Origin of the sequence: Acinetobacter sp. ESL0695 (genome assembly GCF_029392135.1) — a bacterium.
GTDB lineage: Bacteria > Pseudomonadota > Gammaproteobacteria > Pseudomonadales > Moraxellaceae > Acinetobacter > Acinetobacter pollinis.
The window spans coordinates 1472283-1496201 of the sequence record NZ_CP113932.1; the positions used below are offsets into that span (position 1 = coordinate 1472283).

Below are 23919 nucleotides of genomic sequence, written 5' to 3' on the forward strand. Positions count from 1 at the left end.
CCAAAAATCAAAGTTCAGAACCAATAAAGAAATGCAAACGAATAGGATGTCCTGGATCAGAAATACCAGAGGCAATATCTAAACGTATAGGTCCAATCGGTGATTGCCAGCGAATTCCTGTACCAATACTGTATGCAATTGGATTACTAAAATTTTTGTTATATGCATTTCCAAAATCAGTAAAAATTGCTGCACGCCACCCTTCTTTAAACTGATAGTTATATTCTAATGAACCGACTGCCAATCCTTGACCACCAATTTTATAACCATCTTCTTCAGGAGATAGGGCTTTATAATCAAATCCACGTAAACTCTGATCGCCACCAGCAAAGAATCTTAAGTTATATGGAACATTGGCAAAATCATCTGTAAAGATATATGCCAATTTTGCACCACCAATAAACTGATGATTATAATTTTTTCCAAGTGAATAAATAAAATTCCAATCAGCATTTAAAATTGCCATATTTGCATCAGACACGACTGATTTTGAACCAAGTTGAAGCTTATAGGTTTGTTTAAAACCTTTCACAGGATTTACAGGATCATTACTATTGGTTTTTGAAAGTTGATATCCCAATAGTAATGCCTGTTGCTCAGGGCTTGAACCTGGTCTTAAAAATGCTGCTGGCACATCATCGGTATTTACTTGACCAATTTGGTGAATTTTATCTAAACGATAACGGAATCCAAAAGACTGTTGCCATCCACCAAAAGGATTACGAATAATTCTTTCCGCACCTGCAATCGCTGTTTCTGTGGTCAGGCTCATATTTGGGCCCACACCATCGAACTGATTACGTTCATAACCAGAAACTAAATTAAAATAATCATTTAATGGATGTTTATATGGAATTGTATAGTGCGCATCAATAGCTTGACGAATCTGGGAAACTTCCATATTGGCATCAAACGAATGGCCAAAACGGTTTACGATTGCACGGCGATATTGTGTACGTACACGCACACCCGTGTCTGTTCCATAACCCAAACCGAGTTCAGCACTGTTCAATTTATCTGCATTAATAGTCACGATCACAGGCACTTCTTTTGTTTCTCGTGCCTGAGCTTTTAATTTATTTTGCTCAGTATTTTGTGATTTTTGTGAATCGACTTGTCCATCTTCTTTCTTCGTTTTATCTTCAGTACCGGCAAATTGCTGCTCATCTACTACGTGTTGTTTAACCTCTTTAGATGAAGCTGTGGTATTGGTTTCTTTAGATTGATTGGATGTATTTTCAGACTGTGCTTCACTCAATGTAATTTTTTGCTGGTCAACCAATGCTTGAATATCAGGTGGTAACTCTAACGGTTTTGTAACTGGATCAGGTTTAACCGTTTCGACAAGACTCCAGTTAAAGTATCTGCTGTTTGTTAAGTTATTCGCCAATGTGTTCACACGCCAAAATGCATAATCATCCCCCTTATCCCAAGGCACCATACTTTGTAGGACTTTCATATTTAGAGGAAATGGCTTTGTCGGATCACTCATTCGGAACTCAACATTCGATAATTTATATCTCTGTCCAGTTTCATAACGTAAATTAATATCTGCTTTATTTTCAGGAAGCTGAATTTTTAGATCGTGTAATCGCCAATAGGCATCAAAATATCCATTATCGCTTGCTGCTTCTACAATTCGAGATTTAGTTTTTTCATATTTTCCTTGGTTTAAAATATCACCAATATCTAAATCAGGAATTAAACGAATAATTTGAAACTGGGGTGTGCTAGAGCCTTCGCCTGTGAATTCAATATCTTGCTGAGCAACCTTAACAGGTTCGTTCGGAGTAACAATGACTCGAACCTTACTGCTACTTATCTTTTGAAATTTAAACTGAGCATTATAATAGCCAACAGCCTGTGCTGCTTGCGTCGTTTGCGTACGTAATTGTGGTAATGCCGAACTATAATCTTCAAAAGTTTCTTGCGTAAACGTAGATAACTTATTTTTTATATTTGTTTCAAGAATAGGCGGTGCACCTTCCACTTGAACTGAAATTTTTGGTGTAGAAACAGCAGTACTGTCACTACGAGGTTTAAAACGATGAATTAGACGTTTAAAGAAGCCCTTTTCTTCCTCCTCAGGCTGAACGTCAAAAGTCGCATCATCAAAAATGGCACCTTTTTTCTGACTACTATTTATTTGTGCCTGAGTAAGATCATTTTTATGCGCAGTTTCAATAGACTGCATGACCTCATTCACATTAACAGTATTGTTTTGAATCTGTGTAATCTGGGCTGCTGTTTGTGGAGGGATTTGCGTATTTGTCACAGGTAGGTTTTTTTCTCTACTCATCTGTGCTTGTTGTTTGGCCTGATCTGCATCTTGCATGATTTCTTGCGACATACTCGCATCAACAGAGGCACTTGGTATATTATCTAAATCCTTTAAATCTATAGGTTTAAAGTCAGTTAAAGTAGGATTCTGTTGCTGTTGTTGTAAAAGCTGCATACTGTCGAGCTGAGTTGCATTATTTATTGTTTTCGACGAAGTACTATTTGTATCTGCTGTTTGCGCAACACTATATGAACAAAAACCAAATAACAAAGTGGTGCATATTAAACGCTGAATATCATTCACCTTTAATATATTTTGTACATGTTGAACAAGAACCAACTTTTTAAAATGTTTTTTTAAAAGCATAGAGAGCAACAACCAGTTTTTTTATTGTCGGAATGATGCTGCGTTTGTAACAAAACATGCAACAAAGGGGCAGTTCCATCAAGTTTGATCTATCATACATCATTTTAATAATGAGATAATCCATCATCTATCTATAATTCTACAGTTTTTTTTGAGCGTATCTACAATATGGAAAAAAAACAAACGTTACTAACATCACGGCGCTTTCTTCCAATGTTTTTAACACAATTTTTTGGCGCCCTAAACGATAACGTATATAAACAATCATTGTTGCTCGTCATTACTTATGGACTCATTCAAAACACAAGCAATAATATCAGTATTTTAAATAATTTAGCGGCACTATTGTTTATCTTACCCTACTTTATCTTCTCTGCCACAGCAGGACAAATTGCAGATAAGTTTGAGCGATCGCAGTTAATTCGTTATATCAAGCTACTTGAAATTGGCATTATGATTATTGGTTCTTGCGGTTTTCTCTTAGGGCATATATCACTTTTACTATTTTCATTATTTTTAATGGGTGTCCATTCCACCTTTTTTGGCCCAATTAAATATGCAATCTTGCCCGAGATTTTAAAACCAAATGAGTTGATGACAGGAAATGCACTGTTTCAAACAGGTACATCTCTTGCTATCTTATTTGGTATGATTTTAGGTGGTGCAGTCATTTCTATTTCACATGATCATCTAATGTGGGTATGTGTTACTGTCTTAACCATTGCTCTCTTAGGCTATATCTCTAGTCGATTTATTTTAAAACAGCCTCTAAATGATGACCATCTGACCATAGATTGGAACTTTTTCCGTACCAGCTGGCAGACCATGGCCTACGCAAAAAGCATTCCTCTAATTTATCTGATTCTTTTAGGAAATTCATGGTATTGGTTTTATGGCGCCTCTTACCTAACGCAAATTCCTGAACTGACACATAAATACCTCAATGCTTCTGAAAATGTTGTTAGTTTATTACTCACCTTTTTCTCTGTGGGTATTGGTATTGGTTCACTACTATGCAGAAAAATTGGTGGTTCTGAAGTGAATATTAAAATGGTCCCGATTGGTGCTTTTGGGTTAACGGTATTTGCATTTTACCTTGCAGGGGCGTTGTATTTCGTACCTGAACAAGCCGTGACCTTACAGCTATCAGATATATTCACACATGGGTGGGTATATTACCATGTCATGCTTGCCATTATTTTACTGGGCATAAGTGGTGGCTTCTACATTGTTCCACTTTATGCACTCATGCAAGCTTATTCACCACAATCACATCGTGCGCGTATCGTTGCGGCAAATAATATTTATAATGCAATATTTATGGTAGCTTCTGCCATATTTTCTATACTCATTTTAAGTGTACTTAAAATAGACATGAAAGTTCTTTTCTGTATTACAGCAATACTCAGTGCTATATTTAGTTTCTGGTTACTTAGAAAAATTCAGCCATTAATGAAAGAACACAGGCCTTCTGAGGATAAGACTAATGCGTAATTATTCAGGTATCGATAAAATTATTCAGTCGTTTGACCAAGGTTTACGTAGCCTTGTTCCGGGTGCAACAACAGCACACCGTAAAAACCCTGCTGAAGACAGCATATCTTCACTTTCTATACGTGAGGCTCGACATGTCGCAGGACTCATGCGAGTCAATCATAGCGGAGAAGTATGTGCACAAGCACTTTATCATGGACAAGCTTTAACCGCTAAGCTTCCAAATGTGAAAAAAGAGATGGAACAAGCTGCCATTGAGGAACAAGATCATTTGGCATGGTGTGAAGATCGCCTAAATGAATTAGATAGCCTACCTAGTTTTCTTAATCCTATTTGGTATACCTTGTCTTTTACAATGGGTGCAGTTGCAGGAATTGCAGGTGACAAATACAGCTTAGGTTTTGTTGCAGAAACAGAACGTCAGGTAAGTTTACATTTGGAAGATCATATACAACAGCTTCCGAACCAAGATATACGTTCTAGAAAAATTCTAGAGCAAATGAATGAAGATGAATTGCATCATCGTGATACTGCACTTGAGGCAGGTGGTGTTGTTTTGCCACCACCTATTTGCGTCATTATGACCAGTGTGTCTAAACTGATGACAAAGACCAGTTATTATATTTAGATCATTGATGATGACTTTTCTGGAAATAGCTTAATCGTTTGATATGCTACTTGGTCATGAAACATAAGCGTTGGATGCTGAATAAGCTCATATAAAGGGATTTTTACATCTAACGCAAATGGCATCTTTTTTTTGTTAAAGTTCCAGTCTATATCGCTTACATCACTTCCCTTCCACGCAATTAAATCTATATCTAAAGAAATTTGATGAGATGGTCTAATTCTGCCAGAAGTTTCTTCAAGTTGTTTGAGTAATGGAGCTAAATCCTCTAAAGATATTTGCGCTGTATGTAATAAACAAGCACAGTTTAAATAGTCTGCGCCAATCCCATCTCTACATGGAATTTTAAATACTTTAGAAATTGTTAAATTCCCGTATTTATCTAGCGCTTTAAGTGCCCAAGCTAAATTAGCTTGAGCGTTTGAGTTACTCGCTAATGCGAGAGCAAAAATCATTTCGTTGGCGTTCAAGACGAATTCCTACTGAATTTGCTTGCGCGATAATCGCAGGCTTACGAATGGTAATACTGATTTTTTCAATACCATCAAATGTTTTAAATAATTTTTCTAATACAAGTTGTGCAGCATGTTCAATTAACTGAGGTTTTGCAATTTGTATAACCTCAGCACTTAAATCACAAATTTGCGCATAATTAATCGTATCTTGCAAATCATCAGATACTGCGGCATTTGATAAATCGTAATAAATGGTTAAATCAAGTAAGAGTGGCTGATGAATTTGTCTTTCCCAAGCAAAACACCCAATGACTGTCTCTACTTTTAAACCTTCAACTAAAATAATGTCCATATTTAATCAATAACCGCGGAGGATTGAATCATTTTTAAACGTTCATCTGCATAGATATCTGTATAAGGTGCAAGTACTTTCATAAACCGGTCGAAATATAAAATTTGCTTAAACAGCAGTGCAAAATCTCTCGGAAAATGAATGCCATGTTTTTCTCCAACTGCCACAATATCAAGCATAATTTCATTTAAGTCTGCAGGGTTACTTGCCAATATCTTTTGAGGATCAGTAAGTACAACACCATTAAATAAACGCTCTATATCTTTAGCTAACTGTTGGATATCTACTTTTCGATGTGTCATCCCCATATCTAGCATAGCAGCCGCCATACTTAAATACTGGGTATGTTGTAATGCATCCATAAATGAAATACATGCTTGCCATACCTGAGGCTTTAAAACACCAACGATACCAAAATCAATAAATCCAACACGTCCATCTTCCAACAGCATCAGATTTCCTGCATGTAAATCTGCATGAAAACTCTTACACATCATTAAACTACCAAACCACGTATTCATAATTGTTATGAGTGTTTGAGAGGCATCTTTACTGTATTTTTCAACAAGTTTAAAGTCTGTAAGTGGCACTCCATATAGACGTTGCATTGTAAGTACACGGCGAGTTGTATGCTGCTGATACACTTTAGGCGCAACCACATCATGGTTATGCGTGGCATGCAAGTATTGAACAAAATCTTCTAGATTATTTGCTTCCTCTAGAAAGTCAACCTCACGTATCATACGTGTTTTTATTTCATCCACGATATCTGCCAAAGAAGCAAATTTAAGTTTTGGAATGAACCTTTCTAAGATTTTAGTAGACCAATGCAACACGTTCAAATCGGTATATAAAATATTTTCAACCCCAGGTTTTTGTACCTTAATGACAACATCTTCACCTGTTACTAACTTTGCAGCATGTACTTGTGCAATTGAAGCGGATGCCAAAGGATTGGGATCAATAAAGGAAAAAATATCATCTAAAGATTGATTTTTAAACTCTTCTTTTAATACAGATTCAATATAGCTAAATGGAAGTTTAGGAGTCTGATCTAAGCAGCCTTGAAACTCTTCAACAAACTCTCTAGGAAACAGAGATGGCGTACTTGCAATAAACTGGCCTAGTTTAATATATGTTGAACCTAGCTCTTCAAACGTTTCCCGCATTAATTTTGCAGTACTTGGTTTTTCAGTTGCATACTTAATCCCTGCTTTTGCTGCCACATAAGTGGTTTCACTCATACGTGCGATCGATTGCAGACCATTTAATAACAGGCTTTTCTTCATATATTTGAACGTTAGCTAGAATGGGGTTAGTTTAACAAAAAAAATAATTTAATCATATTTTTAATCGGCAAACAGTACATTCTTCATCTTTTTCAAATTTGACAATACGTTGTGTCATGTTTAAACCATTCCACAAAAGAAGTTTTTCTAGTAAAGGCATCTTACCTAATCCTAAGTAGATTAGTGCATGGTGTGCTTGTAAAGCTCCCATCACATTTGGAACAGTTGCCAGAACACCTGTATCACTACAGCGTTTTGCTTCATCTTCTTTTATAGCATAAGGGAATAAACACTCATAACAGGCAGAAGGTGGATGTATCATAAATAATTGTCCATCATAACCAATTGCTGAAGCACTTAATAAAGGTATTTTGAACTGATAAGCAAATAAATTAGTAAGATAGCGTGTTTTAAAATTATCACACCCATCAAGAACAATATCCTGCCCTGTAAATAAAGAAGTTATATTTTCTTCTGTTAAAGGATGCGTTACTGCAATAACATTAATATGCGTATTTATTTTTTTTAGTTTATTAGCAACGACTTCGGCCTTAAAAAATCCAATGTCTTCTGAATTAAAACCTATCTGTCTTTGTAAGTTGCTTGAATCTACCTGATCATGATCTACAAGAGTAATTTTACCTACACCAGCACGTGCGAGTAATTCAGAAACTATACACCCAATTCCTCCAGCACCAATAATGATTACATTCGCTAGTTTAAGTTTTTCCTGTGCTTCAATGTCCCATCCATCTAAGAAAATTTGTCGACTATATAATTGCATTTCTTCATCTGAAAGCGTTTGCCAAACTTCTGTGAGATGGTCAGTCATATGGTATTCCATAATGTGTATTAAAAACATTATAAATTATACGCAGTATTTTGATCACAATGGGGTATTCCGTTGCTCAGATAAATTTTCTTGATTATATTTTGCTTAAATCTCAACCATATAATTCATATGAGCAAGCATTTATCTTGTTTTTCTTTTTGCTACTCGCTATTATCCACTACATATAGGCGTATAGCTCAGTTGGTTAGAGCGCTACGTTGACATCGTAGAGGTCTCCAGTTCAAATCTGGATATGCCTACCAATATAAAACAAGGGTTTACAAGCAATTTCAATGACTTGTAAGCCCTTTTTTAATGCTTAGAGATTAATGTTATTTATATCAATTCCAATTAGTGCTCTTCTAAGAATTAGAATAATAACTAATTTTAATCTAGATCAGTGAAGTTTTTTCAACTAAGAAGTAATAAAACAGTAATCAAAAGTGAACTGGCTATGCAGATATTCTGAACTTGCTTTTTATATTTAAATTTTGAATTATTCGCAAACAGATTAATGCAATTTAAAACAAATATTAGAGTCAATAGAGTTGTTACATCCATAAATCATATATAGCTCATTAATTTATAAGAAATAGTATCCTAATCTACTGAAAGAAAAAATAGTTATTCTTGTCTAAATAGAAATTAGCCTTAATATTCCAAAATATTGAATAATAATTCTTCAATTTATATATCTTTATCCAACTTAAGTTCCATAAATCTTGAATTCCAACCTTTTATATAAATAGTAGTAGGTATGAAATAGAATACTCCCATACCAAAATGGGCTACAATGGTTTATAGAGAGCTTTTATAGTTTAATTAAATATTTTTTATACCCTTTCAAATATATTTATATTTTTAAAAATACTTATATTTCAAAACTGTGCAAAACTTTTTTATTTTTCTTATAGCAACTTACAACATAGCACCACATATACACTTACCATCAAAAGTATGTTATATTTAGAAAAAATATATCAATTAAACCATATATGTATCAATGTAAGATATTCAAAGCATATTTATGTCAATTCTTAAATATTGCATGGCAAATATTATACTTTGTAGGCTTCTGTATAGTCTTTATAATCATCATTTTAGGTTTTTTCTCAGGAAGCTCAGTCTCAATAAGTGATCTACCACCAGCTAAAATCAACTTCAATGACATCCCAGAAGCAGACTTTTGGAAAGTCATAGCATTATTAGTATTAATAATCGCTACTATCACTGCCCTAATTTGCATGAGCATAGCATATCGCTGATGGAACCATTAAACAAAAAGCGTTTAACTAGTCTATTTTATATTTGATAAAAAACCTATAAGACATATTTTTTTAATAACGATTTATAAACTTCTCAAATAATATTTTTCAGATTTTATTTAAAATTCCTGCATAGCCTATTATGATGCTTTAACAAATTCAATCGCCTTTAAATAATCGTATATTTATAAATAAATATTTTCGCTACAAACAGTTTTTAAAATCTTTTTATATATATACATTCGTAGAATCTAAAAATTTAGGTATAACTTTCATAAGTATACGCTAAATCTTCTATGAACATAAAAGTGATAGTTCATCGATTTACTCTGTTATATTATTTTATCTCATATTTAAAAATTTATTGTTAACCACTCCATTGAATATCATAACTGATATTCATTCTTAAGTTGACGAACTATGAAAAAATTAGTGGTGTAAATTTATTCTTATTTTTAAAATAATAAGTTTTTGGCTGAAATATTGTTGATAATACAGGCTTAGTCAAAAACAATATTTAAGACTAAGCCATTGTTATATATTATTTTATTTATCTACTGATGCTTCAGTTGTAATATTTACAGTGATCTTATCACTCACATTAGGAACATAATTACCTATACCAAACGCAGAGCGATCAAAAGAGGTTGTAGCGTTAAATCCTATTGCTGCTACTTTCTTCATTGGGTGAACACCTTGTTTGTTTAAAGTTGCATTTAATACAACTGGTTTTGTTGTTCCCTTTACAGTTAAATCACCAAAGATTTTAAAATGTTTTTTATCTTTGGTTTCTACACGTGTACTTTTAAAAGTAATATTTGGATATTGTGCGCTGTTAAACCATGCTGCTTCTTGAAACTCTTTATCCAATGCAGATACATTTGTATTTACACTGCTTACAGGAATCGTTACGTTTACAGATGATTTTTCTGGATGTGCTTCATCCACTTGGATATCGCCTTGGATATCTGAGAAATTCGCTGTTGGTGTAGAAAAGCCAAAGTGATTCCAAGAAAAGAGTGTTGCCGTATGTGCAGGGTCTATTTTATAAGTTATAGGTGCTGCAAATGTAACAGCGCTCATTAAACCCAAAGACAATCCCAATAAAGCTTTTTTATTAAACATCGTTTTATTCCATCAATAATTTCTTGTTTTTATCTTAACGATATAAAATGTAAGAATACATTGTAATTTATAAAACGTTTTGTCCTAAAAATAGAACAACTTTTTAATATCTTAAATTATTTATGAATTATTTGAGTAATCAATTTGACTTACTTGTACGAGTACTTAAAATAACGCTTTTCTAATTATTGTAATGATTCCAAAGTTATGAATAACGATCAGCTTGAACCTCAAATTATAGAATTAGATAATTTGCATGAGCACCGTGAGATTGTAACATTTATGCGCCGTTCATCTCCGCTAAATACCTCACAGACTGCCGCTTTAGAACAATATCGTGATCTAATTTTGGAATATCCAGTTGGAGATTTACGCCAACATTTCGAACACCCAGAACGCCCTCTTACTGTTGAAATTGGTTTTGGCATGGGCCGCTCTTTAGTATTAATGGCTAAAGCAAACCCCGAACGCAATTATGTAGGTATTGAAGTCCACGTCCCTGGTATTGCTCAATGTGTGTATGAGGCAGGTATTGCAGAAGTAAAAAACCTAAAAGTATTAGATGCGGATGCAATTAAAGTTTTAAAAGAGATGCCTGATAATAGTATCGACTGTATCCAACTTTATTTCCCAGATCCTTGGCAGAAGAAAAGACACTTTAAACGCCGTTTTGTTGCGCATGAACGTATGGAACTTGTAGAAAATAAGCTTGCTCTTGGTGGTACATTTCACAGTGCTACAGACTGGGAACCTTATGCAGAATGGATGCTAGATGTTTTAGATAATCGCCCTCGTTTAGAAAATTTAGCTGGTAAGGGAAATAGTTATCCTCGCCCAGAATGGCGACCACTCACAAAGTTTGAACGACGTGGATTAGAATCTGGCCACAAAATTAATGACTTTATCTTTAAGAAAATTCAGTAAGTCTCTATAGCCCGACTCATATGTCGGGTTTTTTATGTCTTGTTTTAATCTGATTACTTAATACTTGATATACCTCTAAGAAATCTTTTTGGTTCTTTTGCGCCATCAAGTCCTTATGCAAACTTAATATTGTATCATCCTGACGTAATGCAGGGCCAGTTTGTACTTTACTAGGTATAAACTGTGTAGCTTTTTTTGCCGTTTCAAGAATTAAAGGAGATAAAAGAGAAAAATCTACTTTTTCTTGGGCAACAATTTGTTGTGCAATATCATAACAATAGTTTGAAAAGTTACAGGCAAAAACCGCAGCAAGGTGTAAACTTAGACGCTGTTCGGAGTTATAAATATGAATATTTGAAGAAAGTGTTTTTGCCATTTCTTCAAGTGATTCAAGATCGTGATGATGGGCTGTTTCTATAAGTAAAGGAATTTCTTTCCAATCTACTTGTTTCTCTAGACTAAATGTTTGCAAAGGATACAACACACCAGCTCTAGGAAAATACTCTGTAAGTACATTGAGGTGAGTACTACCAGATGTATGTAAAATACAGGCTTTAAGTTCCAAGGTCGACAAAGCGTATGCCACTTCTGGAATCGCTGCATCTGTAACAGCAATAATAATAAAATCTATATTTGGATCTAAATCTTGGTAGTTATAAGCCACAATGGCATTTACCTTCCGAGCCAAATATTCTGCACTGTTCTGATGATGACTATATACTTGTATAATATGATGACCAGCATCAACCAAAGCCTTTGCTAAATGATTGGCTACTCGGCCAGCCCCAATTAAACTAATACGCATAACTCAAATAACTCAAAAAATAAAGCGCCATACGGCGCTTTAAAATATAGCTTAAGCTTCTGGTGCAGCACTGTGCTGTTCAATTAATGGCTTTAACTCACCACTTTGGAACATTTCCAAAATAATGTCACTACCACCAATCAGCTCCCCTGCAACCCATAGTTGTGGGAAAGTTGGCCAGTTTGCAATCTTAGGTAAAGTCGCACGAATATCCTGATTTTCTAAAATATTCACATAAGCAAATGGACGTCCAATTTGGCTTAGCGCTTCTACTGCACGTGCAGAAAAACCACATTGTGGAAACTGTGGTGTTCCTTTCATATAAAGTAATACGGCATGCTTAGCAATTTGCTCACGTATTAATGCTTCAGTATCTCGTGCTTGTTCAGTCATAGATAAATCCTCAATTATTTGCGTGTATTATACCCAAAGGTTGTTAATATCGCTTGTCTGACTACGTCCTATTGTATAAGCCTTTTGCATAAACAGATACCTTTAGACGTAACATTTCACTTCAAATTGTTGTTTTTTTAAACTATTTATTGAGAATAGTATTATTTTAAGCTGCCTTAATCGAATTTCAAATGAAGCACTCAGCCAACTAAAGCTGAGTACTTCTATTTGGCCTAGCTTCCTGAAAGGATACGTGCAGGATCTATTGCCTTTCCTTCTGCTCTAATTTGGAATTCGAGCATCACACGATCTGTACCAGAATTACCCATTTCAGCAATTTGTTGACCCGCTTTGACATGGGCACCACTTTTTACCAACATCTTACTATTGTGTGCATATGCACTAATATAACCATTGCTATGTTTAATAAGAACTAAATTACCAAACTCTTTTAAACCATTATCTGCATACACCACTTGTCCATCTGCTGCCGCATAAATAGGATCGCCCATTTGTCCGCTATAACGAATTCCTTTAATGTTACTGGCCGGATTGTAGCTCGCAATAACTGGATTATTAGATGGTTTAACCCAACGTAGGCCTGCTACTGTAGAGGTCGTTTGGGTCTGAATAGCTGGCGCAGTTGCCACAGGTTTAGGTGCAATAGCAGGTGCATTATTTTGAGATGGTAAAGGAATACTTTGTGTCTGGATTGGTGGTACACTTGGCGTAGAACGTACAACATTACTCGCGGTTGATACAACCGGCTGAACACCTCCCCCTTTTATCCTTAAATTCTGACCAACAAATATCGTATAGGGCGCAGGAATATTATTCATTTGTGCCACAGTAAGATAATTCACCCCATAACGCGCTGCAATACCGCTTAAAGTATCTCCGGCTTTTACCGTATATAAATCTGGAGCAGGCAAAGCACGCGTAGTCATCACTTGCGGTTTTGATGCACATCCTGTAAAAGCAAATACAGACAAGGTTAAACATGATACAAGCACAGGCTTTAATGTTTGTTTATGAGTACGAGTAAACTGCTCTTTTAACATCTGCATTGACGTCCCTCTTCATCTCAATGATTCATTTAATTTTATAATGGGCTAAAATTACTCAGAAATTGTATAGTAAAACTGAACTGTTTTTTATTATAAAACAATAAGCCAACGTTTAATATTTTAATTGATCCTCAAGTTGTTGGAGAATATTATAATTTGTCGCATCCATTTGAATTGGAGTAATACTGACAAATCCATGATTAATGGCATAAAAGTCGGATACATAACCTGAATCATCTATGCTCGGTTCTAAAATAGCCTCACCTGATAACCCAATCCAATACACATGATGACCACGCGGATTTATTTGACTGGTAATTGGTTTAGATTGCATACGGCGCCCTTGGTACGTCACCAATGCACCTTTAATTTCATCAATTTCAGGAACGTTAATATTTAAAATATGTCTCTCTGGAACCTGTGGCAAACCCTTTTGTATAAAATCTGCCATCCATTTAGCAGCCTTTCTAAAATTTTCAACTGAAAGATAATGACTCGGATCTTGTCCCACCAATGAAACAGCAACGGCTGGTTGCTTCATTAGTCGCCCCTCAAATGCAGCACCTATAGTTCCCGAATATAAAACATCATCACCTAAATTTGCTCCACTATTAATTCCACTGACCACGAGATCAAATTCAAAATCAAACAGCCCATTCATTGAAAGATAAACACAGTCTGCAGGTGTACCATTGACAGACCAAATATCTGGCATAATTTCAATTGGACGTAATGGTCGATCCAAAGTTAAGGCACTTGAGAATCCACTTCTTTCCGATTCTGGTGCAACAATAACTACGCGACCTAAAGGCTTTAACGCTTCTGCTAAAGCTTGAATACCGGGCGCAAAAACACCATCGTCATTTGAAACTAGGATATTCATTTAAATCTATTTCACTCTCTTTTTACCAGCTAAGCATTGATAAATATTATTTTTCCATTAAATAATAGATTCCCATATAACACCATGGGGCTCCTTTCCACAAAGACTTTAAAATCTGTATGATTCAAATAGTCAAAACCTTATACCCTATAATGACTGAAATATTTATAAGGCTAGTCATTCTAGTATTATATGATCAACTACAGTTTGTGAACCCACAATACAAAGTTGATTTTTCATGTCAGTTTAATCAGATCAACTATAATTCTATATATTATTATTCATCGTAAAGCATTCAATGCTCTCGTCTATACCACATGCTTGTCTTAAGCAAGGTTATTCACTCTAATATCATAAATTATAAAGCAACAAATATGTATTAAAAGTCACAAAAAAATAGCAATGTTTTATAAGAGTCACACCCTAAAACATAGGAAAATTTATGCAGCGCCTATATGGCTTTTCACTCATCTCAACACAATATGAATAAAGATATATTTCATTCATTTTATACACCTTTTATACAGTTTATTGCTTTCATTATTAGAAAATTTGTTTAAGATCCTAAGTATGTTGAAAAAACTAATGTTTAAAACCTTATGATGATATCCCAAATAAGTAAACGCCTCCTGACAGTATTATTTGCAGGTCTGATTGCGACTACAGCTTCTACGCTCACTTTAGCAAAAGAAAAAAAATCGAATGATGATGCAACAAATATCGATGTTACACCGAATCAAGGTGGTGTAACACAAGAGGAACTTGCAGCGATATATGTTTTATCTGAAATTTGTCCAGGTTACGGTTTTAAAAAAGATGAAGCATACCAATCTGGCTATGCAGAACTTGTTAAAGAAAATATGCCTGGTATACAAGACCCTGTGCGTGCCTTACAAATTCGAGCAAAACAAAAAGATTTTAAACCATTTTTAACTCAAGCACGCGCTGATGCAAAAAAAGCGGGTGACAATCAAAATAAAGAAATATGTAAAGAAATTACAACGCTAAGTAAAGGTTCATAACTCCTTTACAATACAATGTAAAATAAGTGTGTACTGCGTATGGCAGTCCACTTATGTTTAACCTAAAATGCAAATTCACATAGACGCTAACCATTGGAATGACCCTAAATGAGCAGAAAAAGTACCTTTGCTGCCCTTCTCCTTTTACCTTCATTTAGCTTTGCAGCAACTGTCTTATCTTCGCCACCTGAATTAGATAACAAGTCGTATGTCTTAATGGACTACCAAACGGGTCAAATTTTAGCAGCGAAAAATGAGAACGAAAAACTCGCACCTGCGTCCATGACAAAAATGATGACAAGCTACATCGTGGAGCAAAAACTTCTTAAAGGACAACTTACAGAAAATGAAAATGTCCGTATGAATGAAGATGCATGGTGTCGTGGCAACAGATCCGAATCATGTATGTTTGTCCCACTCAATGGGACTGCAACTGTTATGCAAATGTTACGAGGAATCATTATTCAATCTGGCAATGATTCAGCAAAAGCAATGGCTGAACACATCGCTGGAAATGAAGGTACCTTTGCCTACATGATGAATCAAGAGGCAAAACGGATTGGTATGGTTAATACCAACTTCGTAAACTCTACAGGCTTACCAGCAGATGGACATTACTCTACTGCAAAAGATATGGCTGTTTTAGCACAACATATTATTCATGATAGTGCAAAATATTATCCGATCTATTCTGAAAAAGAATTTACTTTCAATAATATTAAACAAGGTAACCGTAACCCACTTCTTTACACAGACCCTACCGTAGATGGATTAAAAACAGGACACACAGATGAAGCTGGTTATTGTTTAACTACATCTAGCAAACGTGGTCCAATGCGATTAATTACTGTCGTTTTTGGTGCACCAAGTATTAACGCACGTGCAACTCAAACACGTGAACTTCTCGCTTGGGGTTATGCAAACTATGAAACTGTAAAAGTTAAATCTGCAGATCAGTCATTAAAGAATGTAAAAGTTTGGTTTGGTACAAAAAATGAAGTACCTGTAGGTCTTGCTGAAGACTTCAGTGTAACAATGCCAAAAGGCCAAGCAAGTGACATTAAAACAGATTTACAGATTTCACAGTCAATTAATGCGCCATTACAAAAGGGTCAAGTCATCGGTAAGTTAGTTGCATCACTAGATGGCAAGGTTATTTCGGAAAAACCTGTGGTCGCTCTAGAAGCAATTGAAGAAGCAGGTTTCTTCTCTCGAATGATTGATCATATTAAACAATTCTTTAGCAACCTTCTTTAAACTTAAAATAATTTTAAGTTTTCGGTAAGAAACATAGCATCATGCATTCAAATTGCGTAAAATACGTTTTTTGAATCATGATGCTTCTTTTTTATGGCAATTGACTGGACTGCACACGTTACTGTTGCAACAGTAATTAAAGAATCTGATCGTTATCTGTTTGTCGAAGAACATTCAGAGGGATTTGTGCATACAGTATATAACCAACCTGCTGGTCATGTTGAATGTGGTGAAACACTCATCGATGCTGCCATTCGAGAAACGTTTGAAGAAACAGGCCACACTGTAGAAATAGACCATCTGATTGGTATTTATACTTACCGCCCTCCTATGGCACCGCACAAAACTTTTTTTCGTTTTTGCTTTGCAGCACATATTGTCAAAACTGCTATTGACCCTGTTTTAGATAAAGATATCGTCAACACCACATGGTTTTCTTTAGATGAACTCGATGAGTCTGCACGTGCTCGCAGCCCTTTAGTGAATCAAGCTATTAAAGATTTTGAAGCAGGAAAGAAGTACCCCCTTTCAATTATTCATGAACATCCTTTCACTCCCCTTTTAACTCCAAATTTGGATGCCTAGTCATATGCAACAACGCGTCATCGTCGGTATGTCAGGTGGTGTAGACTCTTCAGTTTCCGCTGCTTTATTACTTCAACAAGGATATCAAGTTGAAGGTCTTTTCATGAAGAATTGGGAAGAAGATGATGGAACGGAATATTGTACTGCACTCGAAGATCTTGCAGATGCTCAAGCCGTTGCAGATAAATTGGGAATTAAATTACATACAGCAAACTTTGCAATGGAATACTGGGATCGTGTTTTTGAACATTTCCTTGCAGAATATGCTGCTGGTCGCACGCCAAACCCAGACATTCTATGCAATAAAGAAATTAAATTTAGAGCATTCATTGATCATGCATTGACTCTTGGTGCAGATTTCATTGCAACAGGTCACTATACACGTCGTGGTCAAACACAAACAAATAGTTATGGCGATCAATATGCTCCGCTTTTACGTGGTCTAGATAATAATAAAGATCAAAGTTACTTCTTACACGCCGTACACGGACGTGAAATTAACAAAACCCTATTTCCAGTAGGCGAAATTGAAAAGCCAGAAGTAAGACGTATTGCTGAGGAGCTAGGACTTGCAACTGCTAAAAAGAAAGATTCAACAGGTATATGTTTCATTGGAGAACGTCGCTTCAATGATTTCCTTAAGCAGTATTTACCCGCTCAGCCAGGTAAAATTGTTTTAGAAAATGGTGAACCCGTTGGTGAACATCATGGCTTGATGTATTATACGCTGGGTCAGCGCGGTGGTATTGGCCTAGGTGGTATGAAAAATGCACAAGAAGGTGCATGGTTTGTGCTACATAAAGATATTGCAGGAAATCGACTAGTTGTTGGACAAGGACATGAGCATCCGTTAATGCAAAGTACAACACTATGGAGCAAGGACATTGACTGGGTTGCAGGTGAACAACTTATTCCAGAAGAAGGTCTGCGTTGCACTGCGAAAACACGTTACCGTCAGCCTGACCAAGCATGTACTGTCTTTAAAGATGAGAACTGTACAAATGGTATTCGTGTTGTCTTTGATGAGGCTCAACGCGCTGTTACACCGGGTCAAAGTGTCGTATTTTATACAGATGAAATTTGTTTAGGTGGCGGGGTTATTCTCCATACAGATGCACCAAAGCCAAGTTTTTTATAGAATCAAGAGGAAACATAAGGCATGGTTGATATACCCTTTCAACAGCCTAAAGACTTAACCCGTCGTCAGAATCGACTTTTGGCGTTAGCTGGCGTATTTCAAGCTGCTCAGCTAACCCATATGACTGCGATGACAGGTTTAAGCAAAATGAATGAGAATGGCACATTCTATTTTGAACAACTCATTAAAGCCAGTCTGAATATTCGTCCAACTGACCTCGAGCAAGGAAAAGTCTTAAATACGTTAGACTTTTTCCATGAAATCAATGATCTTACACTTGGTTTAAAAAATTTAGAGGACAGTATTCATATTCCTTTTAACAAAAGGACAATTCGTAAAATACCCAAGCTTCCTGTAGCGCGTCTTCCAACCAGTTATGCCCTTTCACTTCTGCAATTAGAAAAAAAAGTATATCAAAATCCACAATTTGTAAAAATAATTAATCAGACTCAAGAAAAAATATTAAAACAACTCTCTTTCTTTGATTACAACTATATGCACCCTAGTATTATTGCAAATCTCGCGCAAGCTTATCTAGAGACTGCAGCACAAATTGAACCACGTATTTTAGTCCGTGGAAATCCCGAAGCATTCAAAGATAGTCAGCATACCAATCGAATTCGTGCATCTTTATTTACTGGCCTACAGATGGCACATTTATGGCGTCAGGTCGGTGGTCGCTCTATACAACTTGTTTTTGGAAAAAATAAGATTGTTAAAGATATCCATACTATTGCACGTACACAATTTCAACTTTTAGAGAAGTAACCACTTTCAAGTGTTTGCCCCCATTTCAAAGGAAACCTTATGAACGCTTTAACTGCTCTTTCACCATTAGACGGACGTTATGCTAGCAAGTGCGATGCTTTACGCCCTTACCTATCTGAGTATGGCCTTATTCATGCACGTGTTACAGTTGAGATTCGTTGGTTGCAAGCTCTCGCAAAACATGACGAAATTACAGAAGTAAAAACATTCACTGACTCGACCAACCAATTTTTAGATGCAATTGTTTCTGATTTTTCAGAAGAAGATGCTTTACGTATCAAAGAAATTGAACGTACAACAAACCATGATGTAAAAGCTGTTGAATATTTTCTTAAAGAAAAAATTGCACATCTTGATGAACTTAAAGACTCAGGTGAATTCATTCACTTTGCATGTACTTCAGAAGATATTAACAACTTGTCACATGCGCTTATGCTGAAACAAGGTCGTGATGTTCTAATTCAATCGATGAAAGAAATTTTAAATGCAATTTCAACACTCGCAAAAACACACGCTAGTCAGCCAATGCTTTCTCGCACACATGGACAAACTGCAAGTCCAACAACATTAGGGAAAGAATTTGCTAACGTTGCATACCGCTTAGCACGTCAAATTAAGCAGTTCGAAAACGTAGAACTACTTGGTAAAATCAATGGTGCTGTAGGTAACTATAATGCACACCTCTCTGCTTATCCAAACATTGACTGGGAAGCACATGCTCAAGCATTTGTAGAATCTCTAGGCTTAAGCTTCAACCCATATACCACTCAAATCGAACCACATGATTACATGGCTGAGTTGTTTGATGCGTTACGTCGTTTCAACACGATTCTCATCGACTTCAACCGCGATGTTTGGGGTTATATCTCTTTAGGCTACTTCAAACAACGCCTGAAAGAAGGTGAAGTTGGATCATCTACTATGCCACATAAAGTAAACCCTATTGATTTTGAAAACTCAGAAGGTAACCTAGGAATTGCGAATGCTGTACTTGCACATCTTGGCGAAAAACTTCCTATTTCACGCTGGCAACGTGACTTAACTGACTCAACGGTATTACGCAATATGGGTGTTGGTTTTGCACAAAGCTTAATTGCATTTGAAGCATGCTTAAAAGGCGTAGGTAAACTAGAATTAAATGCACAACGCCTTCTAGAAGATCTTAATCAGTCTCAAGAAGTTCTTGCAGAGCCAATTCAAACTGTAATGCGTCGTTATAATGTTGAAAAACCATACGAAAAATTAAAAGCACTTACTCGTGGTCAAGCAATGACTCGTGAAATGATGGTAGATTTTGTCAATGGAACAGAGCTAACTCAAGTTCCGGCTGAAGAACGTGCTCGTCTTGCTGAGCTTACTCCTGCAACTTATACTGGTAATGCAGAAGATCAAGCACAACAAATCGATAAACATATTCAAAATATCAAGTCATAAAACTGACTCAAAGGCTGAGTCAATTTATGGCTCAGCCTTTTTTATATTTTCATTAAAACTATAAACTTTATTCTTTTGTCTGTTTTAAATACAATTTATTTAAATTAAATTTAAACTCATTATATAAAACTTGCTAATATACAAACACAATTAAGCGAAATGAATGAACGCTTAAGCACTGTAAATGAATTTATGGTGTCAATAAGTAATAGGTTATGGATATTAAAAAGGATCATTTAATGAAGGCAAAAAATATCTTTCTTGCGGGATTTGCGGGGCTAACTCTTTGTGCAACTGCAAGTGCAGCGACACTTACAAGTAAACCATATGGTACAACGCAAGATGGGAAAGCTGTTGAACAATACACCATGACCAATAAAAATGGTGTGTCAGTATCATTTATTAGCTTTGGTGGTGTGATTACACAAATTATTACCCCCGACTCAAAAGGTCAAAAAGAAAATATTGTTTTAGGATTCGATAACTTACATGGATACGAAGTAACAGATACCAAAGAAGGCATTCATTTTGGTGCTTTAATTGGACGTTATGCGAACCGTATTGGTCAAGGAGAGTTTCAACTCGACGGTAAAACATACCAACTAGAAAAAAATAATGGACCAAATACACTTCATAGTGGAAATCCAGGCTATGACAAACGTGTATGGGATGTAGAACCAACCATTAAAACAGGTTCTACTGTACAGGCTGTACTCAAGTTAACCAGTCCTGATGGCGACCAAGGTTTTCCAGGTCAATTAAACGTTGAAGTGATCTATAGCTTATCAGACAACAACGAATTCAAAATTGAATACAAGGCGACTACAGACAAACCTACTGTTGTGAACCTTACAAACCACAGCTATTTCAATCTTTCTGGTGTAAAAAATAGTCCGTACGGCGTATTAGACAACCTTGTACAACTAAATGCAGATCATACACTTACTACAGACGAAAATTCACTTCCAACAGGAAAGCTTGCACCTGTTGCAGGTACACCTTTTGACTTTAGAAAACTTAAAACAATTTCTAAAGATATTCGTCAGGGCAATGAACAGTTGGCATATGGCTATGGCTACGATCAAACATGGGTATTAAAGCAAGAGAATTCCAATAAACTTGTGAAAGCTGCTTTAGTTGTCGATCCTAAATCTAAACGTACCTTAGAGATCTCTACAACACAACCAAGTATTCAGTTCTATACTGCCAATCATCTATTGGGTAATGTAATTGGTGCCAATAATACGCTTTATCGTCAAGCAGATGCGTTTGCATTAGAAACGCAGCACTACCCTGACAGTCCAAACAAGTCGAATTTCCCTTCAACTCGCTTGGAACCAGGACAAACTTATGACAATGTCACAATCTTTAAGTTTGGTACAACAAAGTAATTAAAGTACACCAATGATGAGCTAGCTATTAGCTCATCATCTATATTTCTTCGTACTATAAATAGAACAATATGTTTTATCCATACCATTTAATCAGTATAAAAAAAATATAAAAATAGACAATAAGAAATAAATAATGATTGAGAGTAATTATGAAAACCTACTTACATCGTAGTGAAGATCGTGGCCATGTCCAAGCAGGTTGGTTAAATACCTATCATAGCTTCTCTTTTGGAAATTGGTATGACCCACGTTTTATGGGTGTGAGTGCATTACGCGTCATTAATGACGATACTGTTGCTCCACATAATGGTTTCGGAACGCATCCACACGATAATATGGAAATTCTGACTTGTGTTTTATCAGGCACAATTACTCATAAAGACAGCATGGGTAATGAAGGTCATATTCGTGCTGGTGAATGGCAGTTAATGAGTGCAGGTACTGGCGTTAGACATAGTGAAATTAATGATCAGGACACTCCTGTACACCTATTACAAATATGGATTCAACCCAATATCAAAAATGCAGCCCCGACTTATCAGCAGATTAAATGTGATCCACGCGAGCATCCAAATGAGTGGCATATCATTGCAGGGCCAAATGACAATGCACCGATGCATATTCGTCAAAATACGGAAGTCAAAACAGCTCATTTAAAACAAAACTCTAGATTGGATGTTAAATCTAACCACGGTTTAAATTATGTACATATTATTTCAGGTAAAGTAAGTATACATAACGAGATTCTTTCTACTGGAGATGCTTTAGCTTTTACAGAACTTTCAGAAATTGTTGCTCTAGAAGATACTCAAATGATCTGGTTTGATTTACCTAAAGTATAAACTTGGATGGGAGGTATAACATCCCTCCCCCTCCCATACTCTAAAAAATTGAAACAGTATTTTTTCCTAAACTCTTAGATCGATATAATGCCTGATCTGCATGCGCCAATAAATTTTTAAAATTATCTAGTGATAGCTGATGCTCAAATAAAACTGTATAGCCTATACTTAATGTTACCGCCATTTCAAATTCTGCATAACATGCATCTATAAATTTAAAGCTAAAGTCCTCAAGCTCATGCTGATATTTCTGTTCAGGCTCTAAATTCATAATAAGAATAAATTCATCTCCTCCATAACGATATAAGCCTGCATGGGAAAAGAACTGATTTAAATACTCTGCAATAAATATAATGACTCTATCACCCATTAAGTGTCCAAATGAATCATTAATAACTTTAAAATCATCAATATCAATAATTGCCAATAAAATTGAATCAGATTTTCCTAGGAACCTCCCAGTTTTAATATCTTGAATTAAACCTTTTCTATTCCAAAGTTGAGATAAATCATCTGTCCATTGTGATTTTCTCAATTTTTCTTTAATCATTTCATTATTATTAATTAATACAGCAATAAACAAAGCACTTGACACAGCTGCTACAATAGAAATTCGATAATAATTTAAACTTGTAAAAATAATACTATCATTTAAATAACTACCAGTTTTTATTAACCCATATGAAATAAGAAATATTAAAAAAAATCCATTTAATGTTACCAACCATGAAGTTATTCTTAAATTATAAAAAATTGCACATAAAATAAGAATTGGAACAATTAAACAAATATTAACAGCAACAGGAAAATTTAAAATAAATACATAATACAAAACTAAAGCGAGTAAAGGATAAATATTAAATTTATTTTTTGGATAAAAATGAGTCTGATACATTAATAATAATGGAATAACTAATATTGCTGTAGATGATTGCACACAAATCCATGTTGCCATCGAAATCAGAAAGTTTCCCGATTCAAATGCTGTCATTCCCCCCACAACACCTGTAATCATCGAAGTTAAAGTAATAATAGCAAAAATCTTTAATAATTTAATTTCAGATAGAAACTTTAAATCAAGATCAAGCTTTTTAATTCCTATTGCCGTTGTAATTACAAAAATTAGATTAGGAATGTTAATATAAAATGGATTTAATCGAGGAGAAAATATAAAATCGAATACCGAAAGTAGTAAATAAAAAATGAATGAAAAAGCAAATTTATCACTCATTTTAGAATTTAAAATAAGAACCACAATAATGGCATTAGCAGGAAGAAATGCTGAAAGATCTTCATAAGGCCGTGCAAGGTATCCCAAGA

22 protein-coding genes and 1 tRNA gene are annotated in these 23919 nt (G+C 35.4%); 12 read left to right on the top strand and 11 right to left on the bottom strand.

The genetic code is table 11. The annotated features are described in order from the left end of the window. Nucleotides 1-7 precede the first annotated feature (7 nt). The gene (locus tag OZX61_RS06990; RefSeq protein ID WP_277094327.1) at nucleotides 8-2647 is read right to left on the bottom strand and encodes an autotransporter assembly complex family protein; all 2640 of its coding nucleotides are present in this window, start codon (nucleotides 2645-2647) and stop codon (nucleotides 8-10) included. A 168-nt stretch (nucleotides 2648-2815) separates the two neighbouring features. On the opposite strand from OZX61_RS06990, the gene OZX61_RS06995 reads away from it, so the two are divergent. Both OZX61_RS06995 and coq7 read left to right on the top strand, forming a co-directional pair. Further along, a complete protein-coding gene (locus tag OZX61_RS06995; protein ID WP_195772896.1) occupies nucleotides 2816-4141 on the top strand; it encodes an MFS transporter in 1326 nt (441 codons plus the stop codon). After that, the gene (gene coq7 / locus OZX61_RS07000; RefSeq protein ID WP_277094328.1) at nucleotides 4134-4769 is read left to right on the top strand and encodes a 2-polyprenyl-3-methyl-6-methoxy-1,4-benzoquinone monooxygenase; all 636 of its coding nucleotides are present in this window, start codon (nucleotides 4134-4136) and stop codon (nucleotides 4767-4769) included. Before OZX61_RS06995 ends, coq7 begins: the two co-directional genes overlap by 8 nt. Here the strand turns inward: coq7 and OZX61_RS07005 are convergent. From OZX61_RS07005 to OZX61_RS07020, 4 genes are read right to left on the bottom strand one after another with little or no spacing between them, the layout of a single operon-like run. Then, entirely contained in the window at nucleotides 4766-5239 is a 474-nt protein-coding gene (locus OZX61_RS07005) for a 2-amino-4-hydroxy-6-hydroxymethyldihydropteridine diphosphokinase (RefSeq protein ID WP_277094329.1), read from the bottom strand. The genes coq7 and OZX61_RS07005 overlap by 4 nt on opposite strands. Beyond that, nucleotides 5196-5576, bottom strand: a complete 381-nt coding sequence (gene folB, locus OZX61_RS07010; RefSeq protein WP_195772893.1) for a dihydroneopterin aldolase — start codon at nucleotides 5574-5576, stop codon at nucleotides 5196-5198. Before folB ends, OZX61_RS07005 begins: the two co-directional genes overlap by 44 nt. A gap of 2 nt (nucleotides 5577-5578) precedes the next feature. Beyond that, complete coding sequence (locus tag OZX61_RS07015; protein ID WP_277094330.1) at nucleotides 5579-6865, bottom strand: AarF/UbiB family protein; 1287 nt, start codon at nucleotides 6863-6865, stop codon at nucleotides 5579-5581. Between the two features lie 52 nt (nucleotides 6866-6917). Continuing rightward, complete coding sequence (locus OZX61_RS07020; RefSeq protein ID WP_277094331.1) at nucleotides 6918-7697, bottom strand: HesA/MoeB/ThiF family protein; 780 nt, start codon at nucleotides 7695-7697, stop codon at nucleotides 6918-6920. A 186-nt stretch (nucleotides 7698-7883) separates the two neighbouring features. On the opposite strand from OZX61_RS07020, the gene OZX61_RS07025 reads away from it, so the two are divergent. Then, nucleotides 7884-7960 (top strand) — tRNA-Val (locus tag OZX61_RS07025). Between the two features lie 1548 nt (nucleotides 7961-9508). On the opposite strand, the gene OZX61_RS07030 is transcribed toward OZX61_RS07025, so the two are convergent. After that, the gene (locus OZX61_RS07030; protein ID WP_195772511.1) at nucleotides 9509-10087 is read right to left on the bottom strand and encodes a YceI family protein; all 579 of its coding nucleotides are present in this window, start codon (nucleotides 10085-10087) and stop codon (nucleotides 9509-9511) included. Between the two features lie 207 nt (nucleotides 10088-10294). On the opposite strand from OZX61_RS07030, the gene trmB reads away from it, so the two are divergent. Further along, nucleotides 10295-11011 carry a tRNA (guanosine(46)-N7)-methyltransferase TrmB gene (gene trmB, locus OZX61_RS07035; protein WP_277094333.1) on the top strand — a complete coding sequence of 239 codons (717 nt, stop codon included), beginning with the start codon at nucleotides 10295-10297 and terminating at the stop codon, nucleotides 11009-11011. A 16-nt stretch (nucleotides 11012-11027) separates the two neighbouring features. Here trmB and OZX61_RS07040 read toward each other — a convergent pair whose 3' ends face one another. From OZX61_RS07040 to surE, 4 genes are all read right to left on the bottom strand, one after another. After that, on the bottom strand, nucleotides 11028-11816 hold the full coding sequence (locus OZX61_RS07040) for a Rossmann-like and DUF2520 domain-containing protein (protein ID WP_277094335.1): 789 nt from the start codon (nucleotides 11814-11816) through the stop codon (nucleotides 11028-11030). A 51-nt stretch (nucleotides 11817-11867) separates the two neighbouring features. Next, nucleotides 11868-12209 carry a Grx4 family monothiol glutaredoxin gene (gene grxD, locus OZX61_RS07045; RefSeq protein WP_195772514.1) on the bottom strand — a complete coding sequence of 114 codons (342 nt, stop codon included), beginning with the start codon at nucleotides 12207-12209 and terminating at the stop codon, nucleotides 11868-11870. 233 nt (nucleotides 12210-12442) lie between these two features. After that, a complete protein-coding gene (locus tag OZX61_RS07050) occupies nucleotides 12443-13276 on the bottom strand; it encodes a peptidoglycan DD-metalloendopeptidase family protein (RefSeq protein WP_277094336.1) in 834 nt (277 codons plus the stop codon). Nucleotides 13277-13388: 112 nt separating this feature from the next. Then, on the bottom strand, nucleotides 13389-14159 hold the full coding sequence (gene surE / locus OZX61_RS07055) for a 5'/3'-nucleotidase SurE (RefSeq protein ID WP_277094337.1): 771 nt from the start codon (nucleotides 14157-14159) through the stop codon (nucleotides 13389-13391). A 599-nt stretch (nucleotides 14160-14758) separates the two neighbouring features. On the opposite strand from surE, the gene OZX61_RS07060 reads away from it, so the two are divergent. From OZX61_RS07060 to OZX61_RS07095, 8 genes are all read left to right on the top strand, one after another. After that, nucleotides 14759-15181 (top strand): hypothetical protein, encoded by a 423-nt coding sequence (locus OZX61_RS07060; RefSeq protein WP_228284809.1) that lies wholly within the window; start codon nucleotides 14759-14761, stop codon nucleotides 15179-15181. A gap of 108 nt (nucleotides 15182-15289) precedes the next feature. Continuing rightward, nucleotides 15290-16438, top strand: a complete 1149-nt coding sequence (dacC, locus tag OZX61_RS07065) for a D-alanyl-D-alanine carboxypeptidase PBP5/6 (protein ID WP_195772517.1) — start codon at nucleotides 15290-15292, stop codon at nucleotides 16436-16438. Between the two features lie 93 nt (nucleotides 16439-16531). Further along, nucleotides 16532-17023, top strand: a complete 492-nt coding sequence (locus tag OZX61_RS07070; protein ID WP_277094340.1) for an NUDIX hydrolase — start codon at nucleotides 16532-16534, stop codon at nucleotides 17021-17023. 4 nt (nucleotides 17024-17027) lie between these two features. Then, entirely contained in the window at nucleotides 17028-18161 is a 1134-nt protein-coding gene (gene mnmA, locus OZX61_RS07075; protein WP_277094341.1) for a tRNA 2-thiouridine(34) synthase MnmA, read from the top strand. A gap of 21 nt (nucleotides 18162-18182) precedes the next feature. Continuing rightward, nucleotides 18183-18929, top strand: a complete 747-nt coding sequence (locus OZX61_RS07080) for a DUF489 family protein (protein WP_195772520.1) — start codon at nucleotides 18183-18185, stop codon at nucleotides 18927-18929. A 39-nt stretch (nucleotides 18930-18968) separates the two neighbouring features. Then, complete coding sequence (gene purB, locus OZX61_RS07085; RefSeq protein WP_277094342.1) at nucleotides 18969-20363, top strand: adenylosuccinate lyase; 1395 nt, start codon at nucleotides 18969-18971, stop codon at nucleotides 20361-20363. Nucleotides 20364-20602: 239 nt separating this feature from the next. Continuing rightward, a complete protein-coding gene (locus OZX61_RS07090; protein WP_195772535.1) occupies nucleotides 20603-21754 on the top strand; it encodes an aldose epimerase family protein in 1152 nt (383 codons plus the stop codon). A gap of 152 nt (nucleotides 21755-21906) precedes the next feature. Beyond that, nucleotides 21907-22599, top strand: coding sequence for a pirin-like bicupin family protein (locus OZX61_RS07095; protein WP_277094344.1), 693 nt, complete (start codon nucleotides 21907-21909; stop codon nucleotides 22597-22599). A gap of 40 nt (nucleotides 22600-22639) precedes the next feature. Here the strand turns inward: OZX61_RS07095 and OZX61_RS07100 are convergent, their stop codons facing one another. Next, nucleotides 22640-23917, bottom strand: coding sequence for a sensor domain-containing diguanylate cyclase (locus OZX61_RS07100; protein ID WP_277094346.1), 1278 nt, complete (start codon nucleotides 23915-23917; stop codon nucleotides 22640-22642). Between the last annotated feature and the right edge of the window lie 2 nt (nucleotides 23918-23919).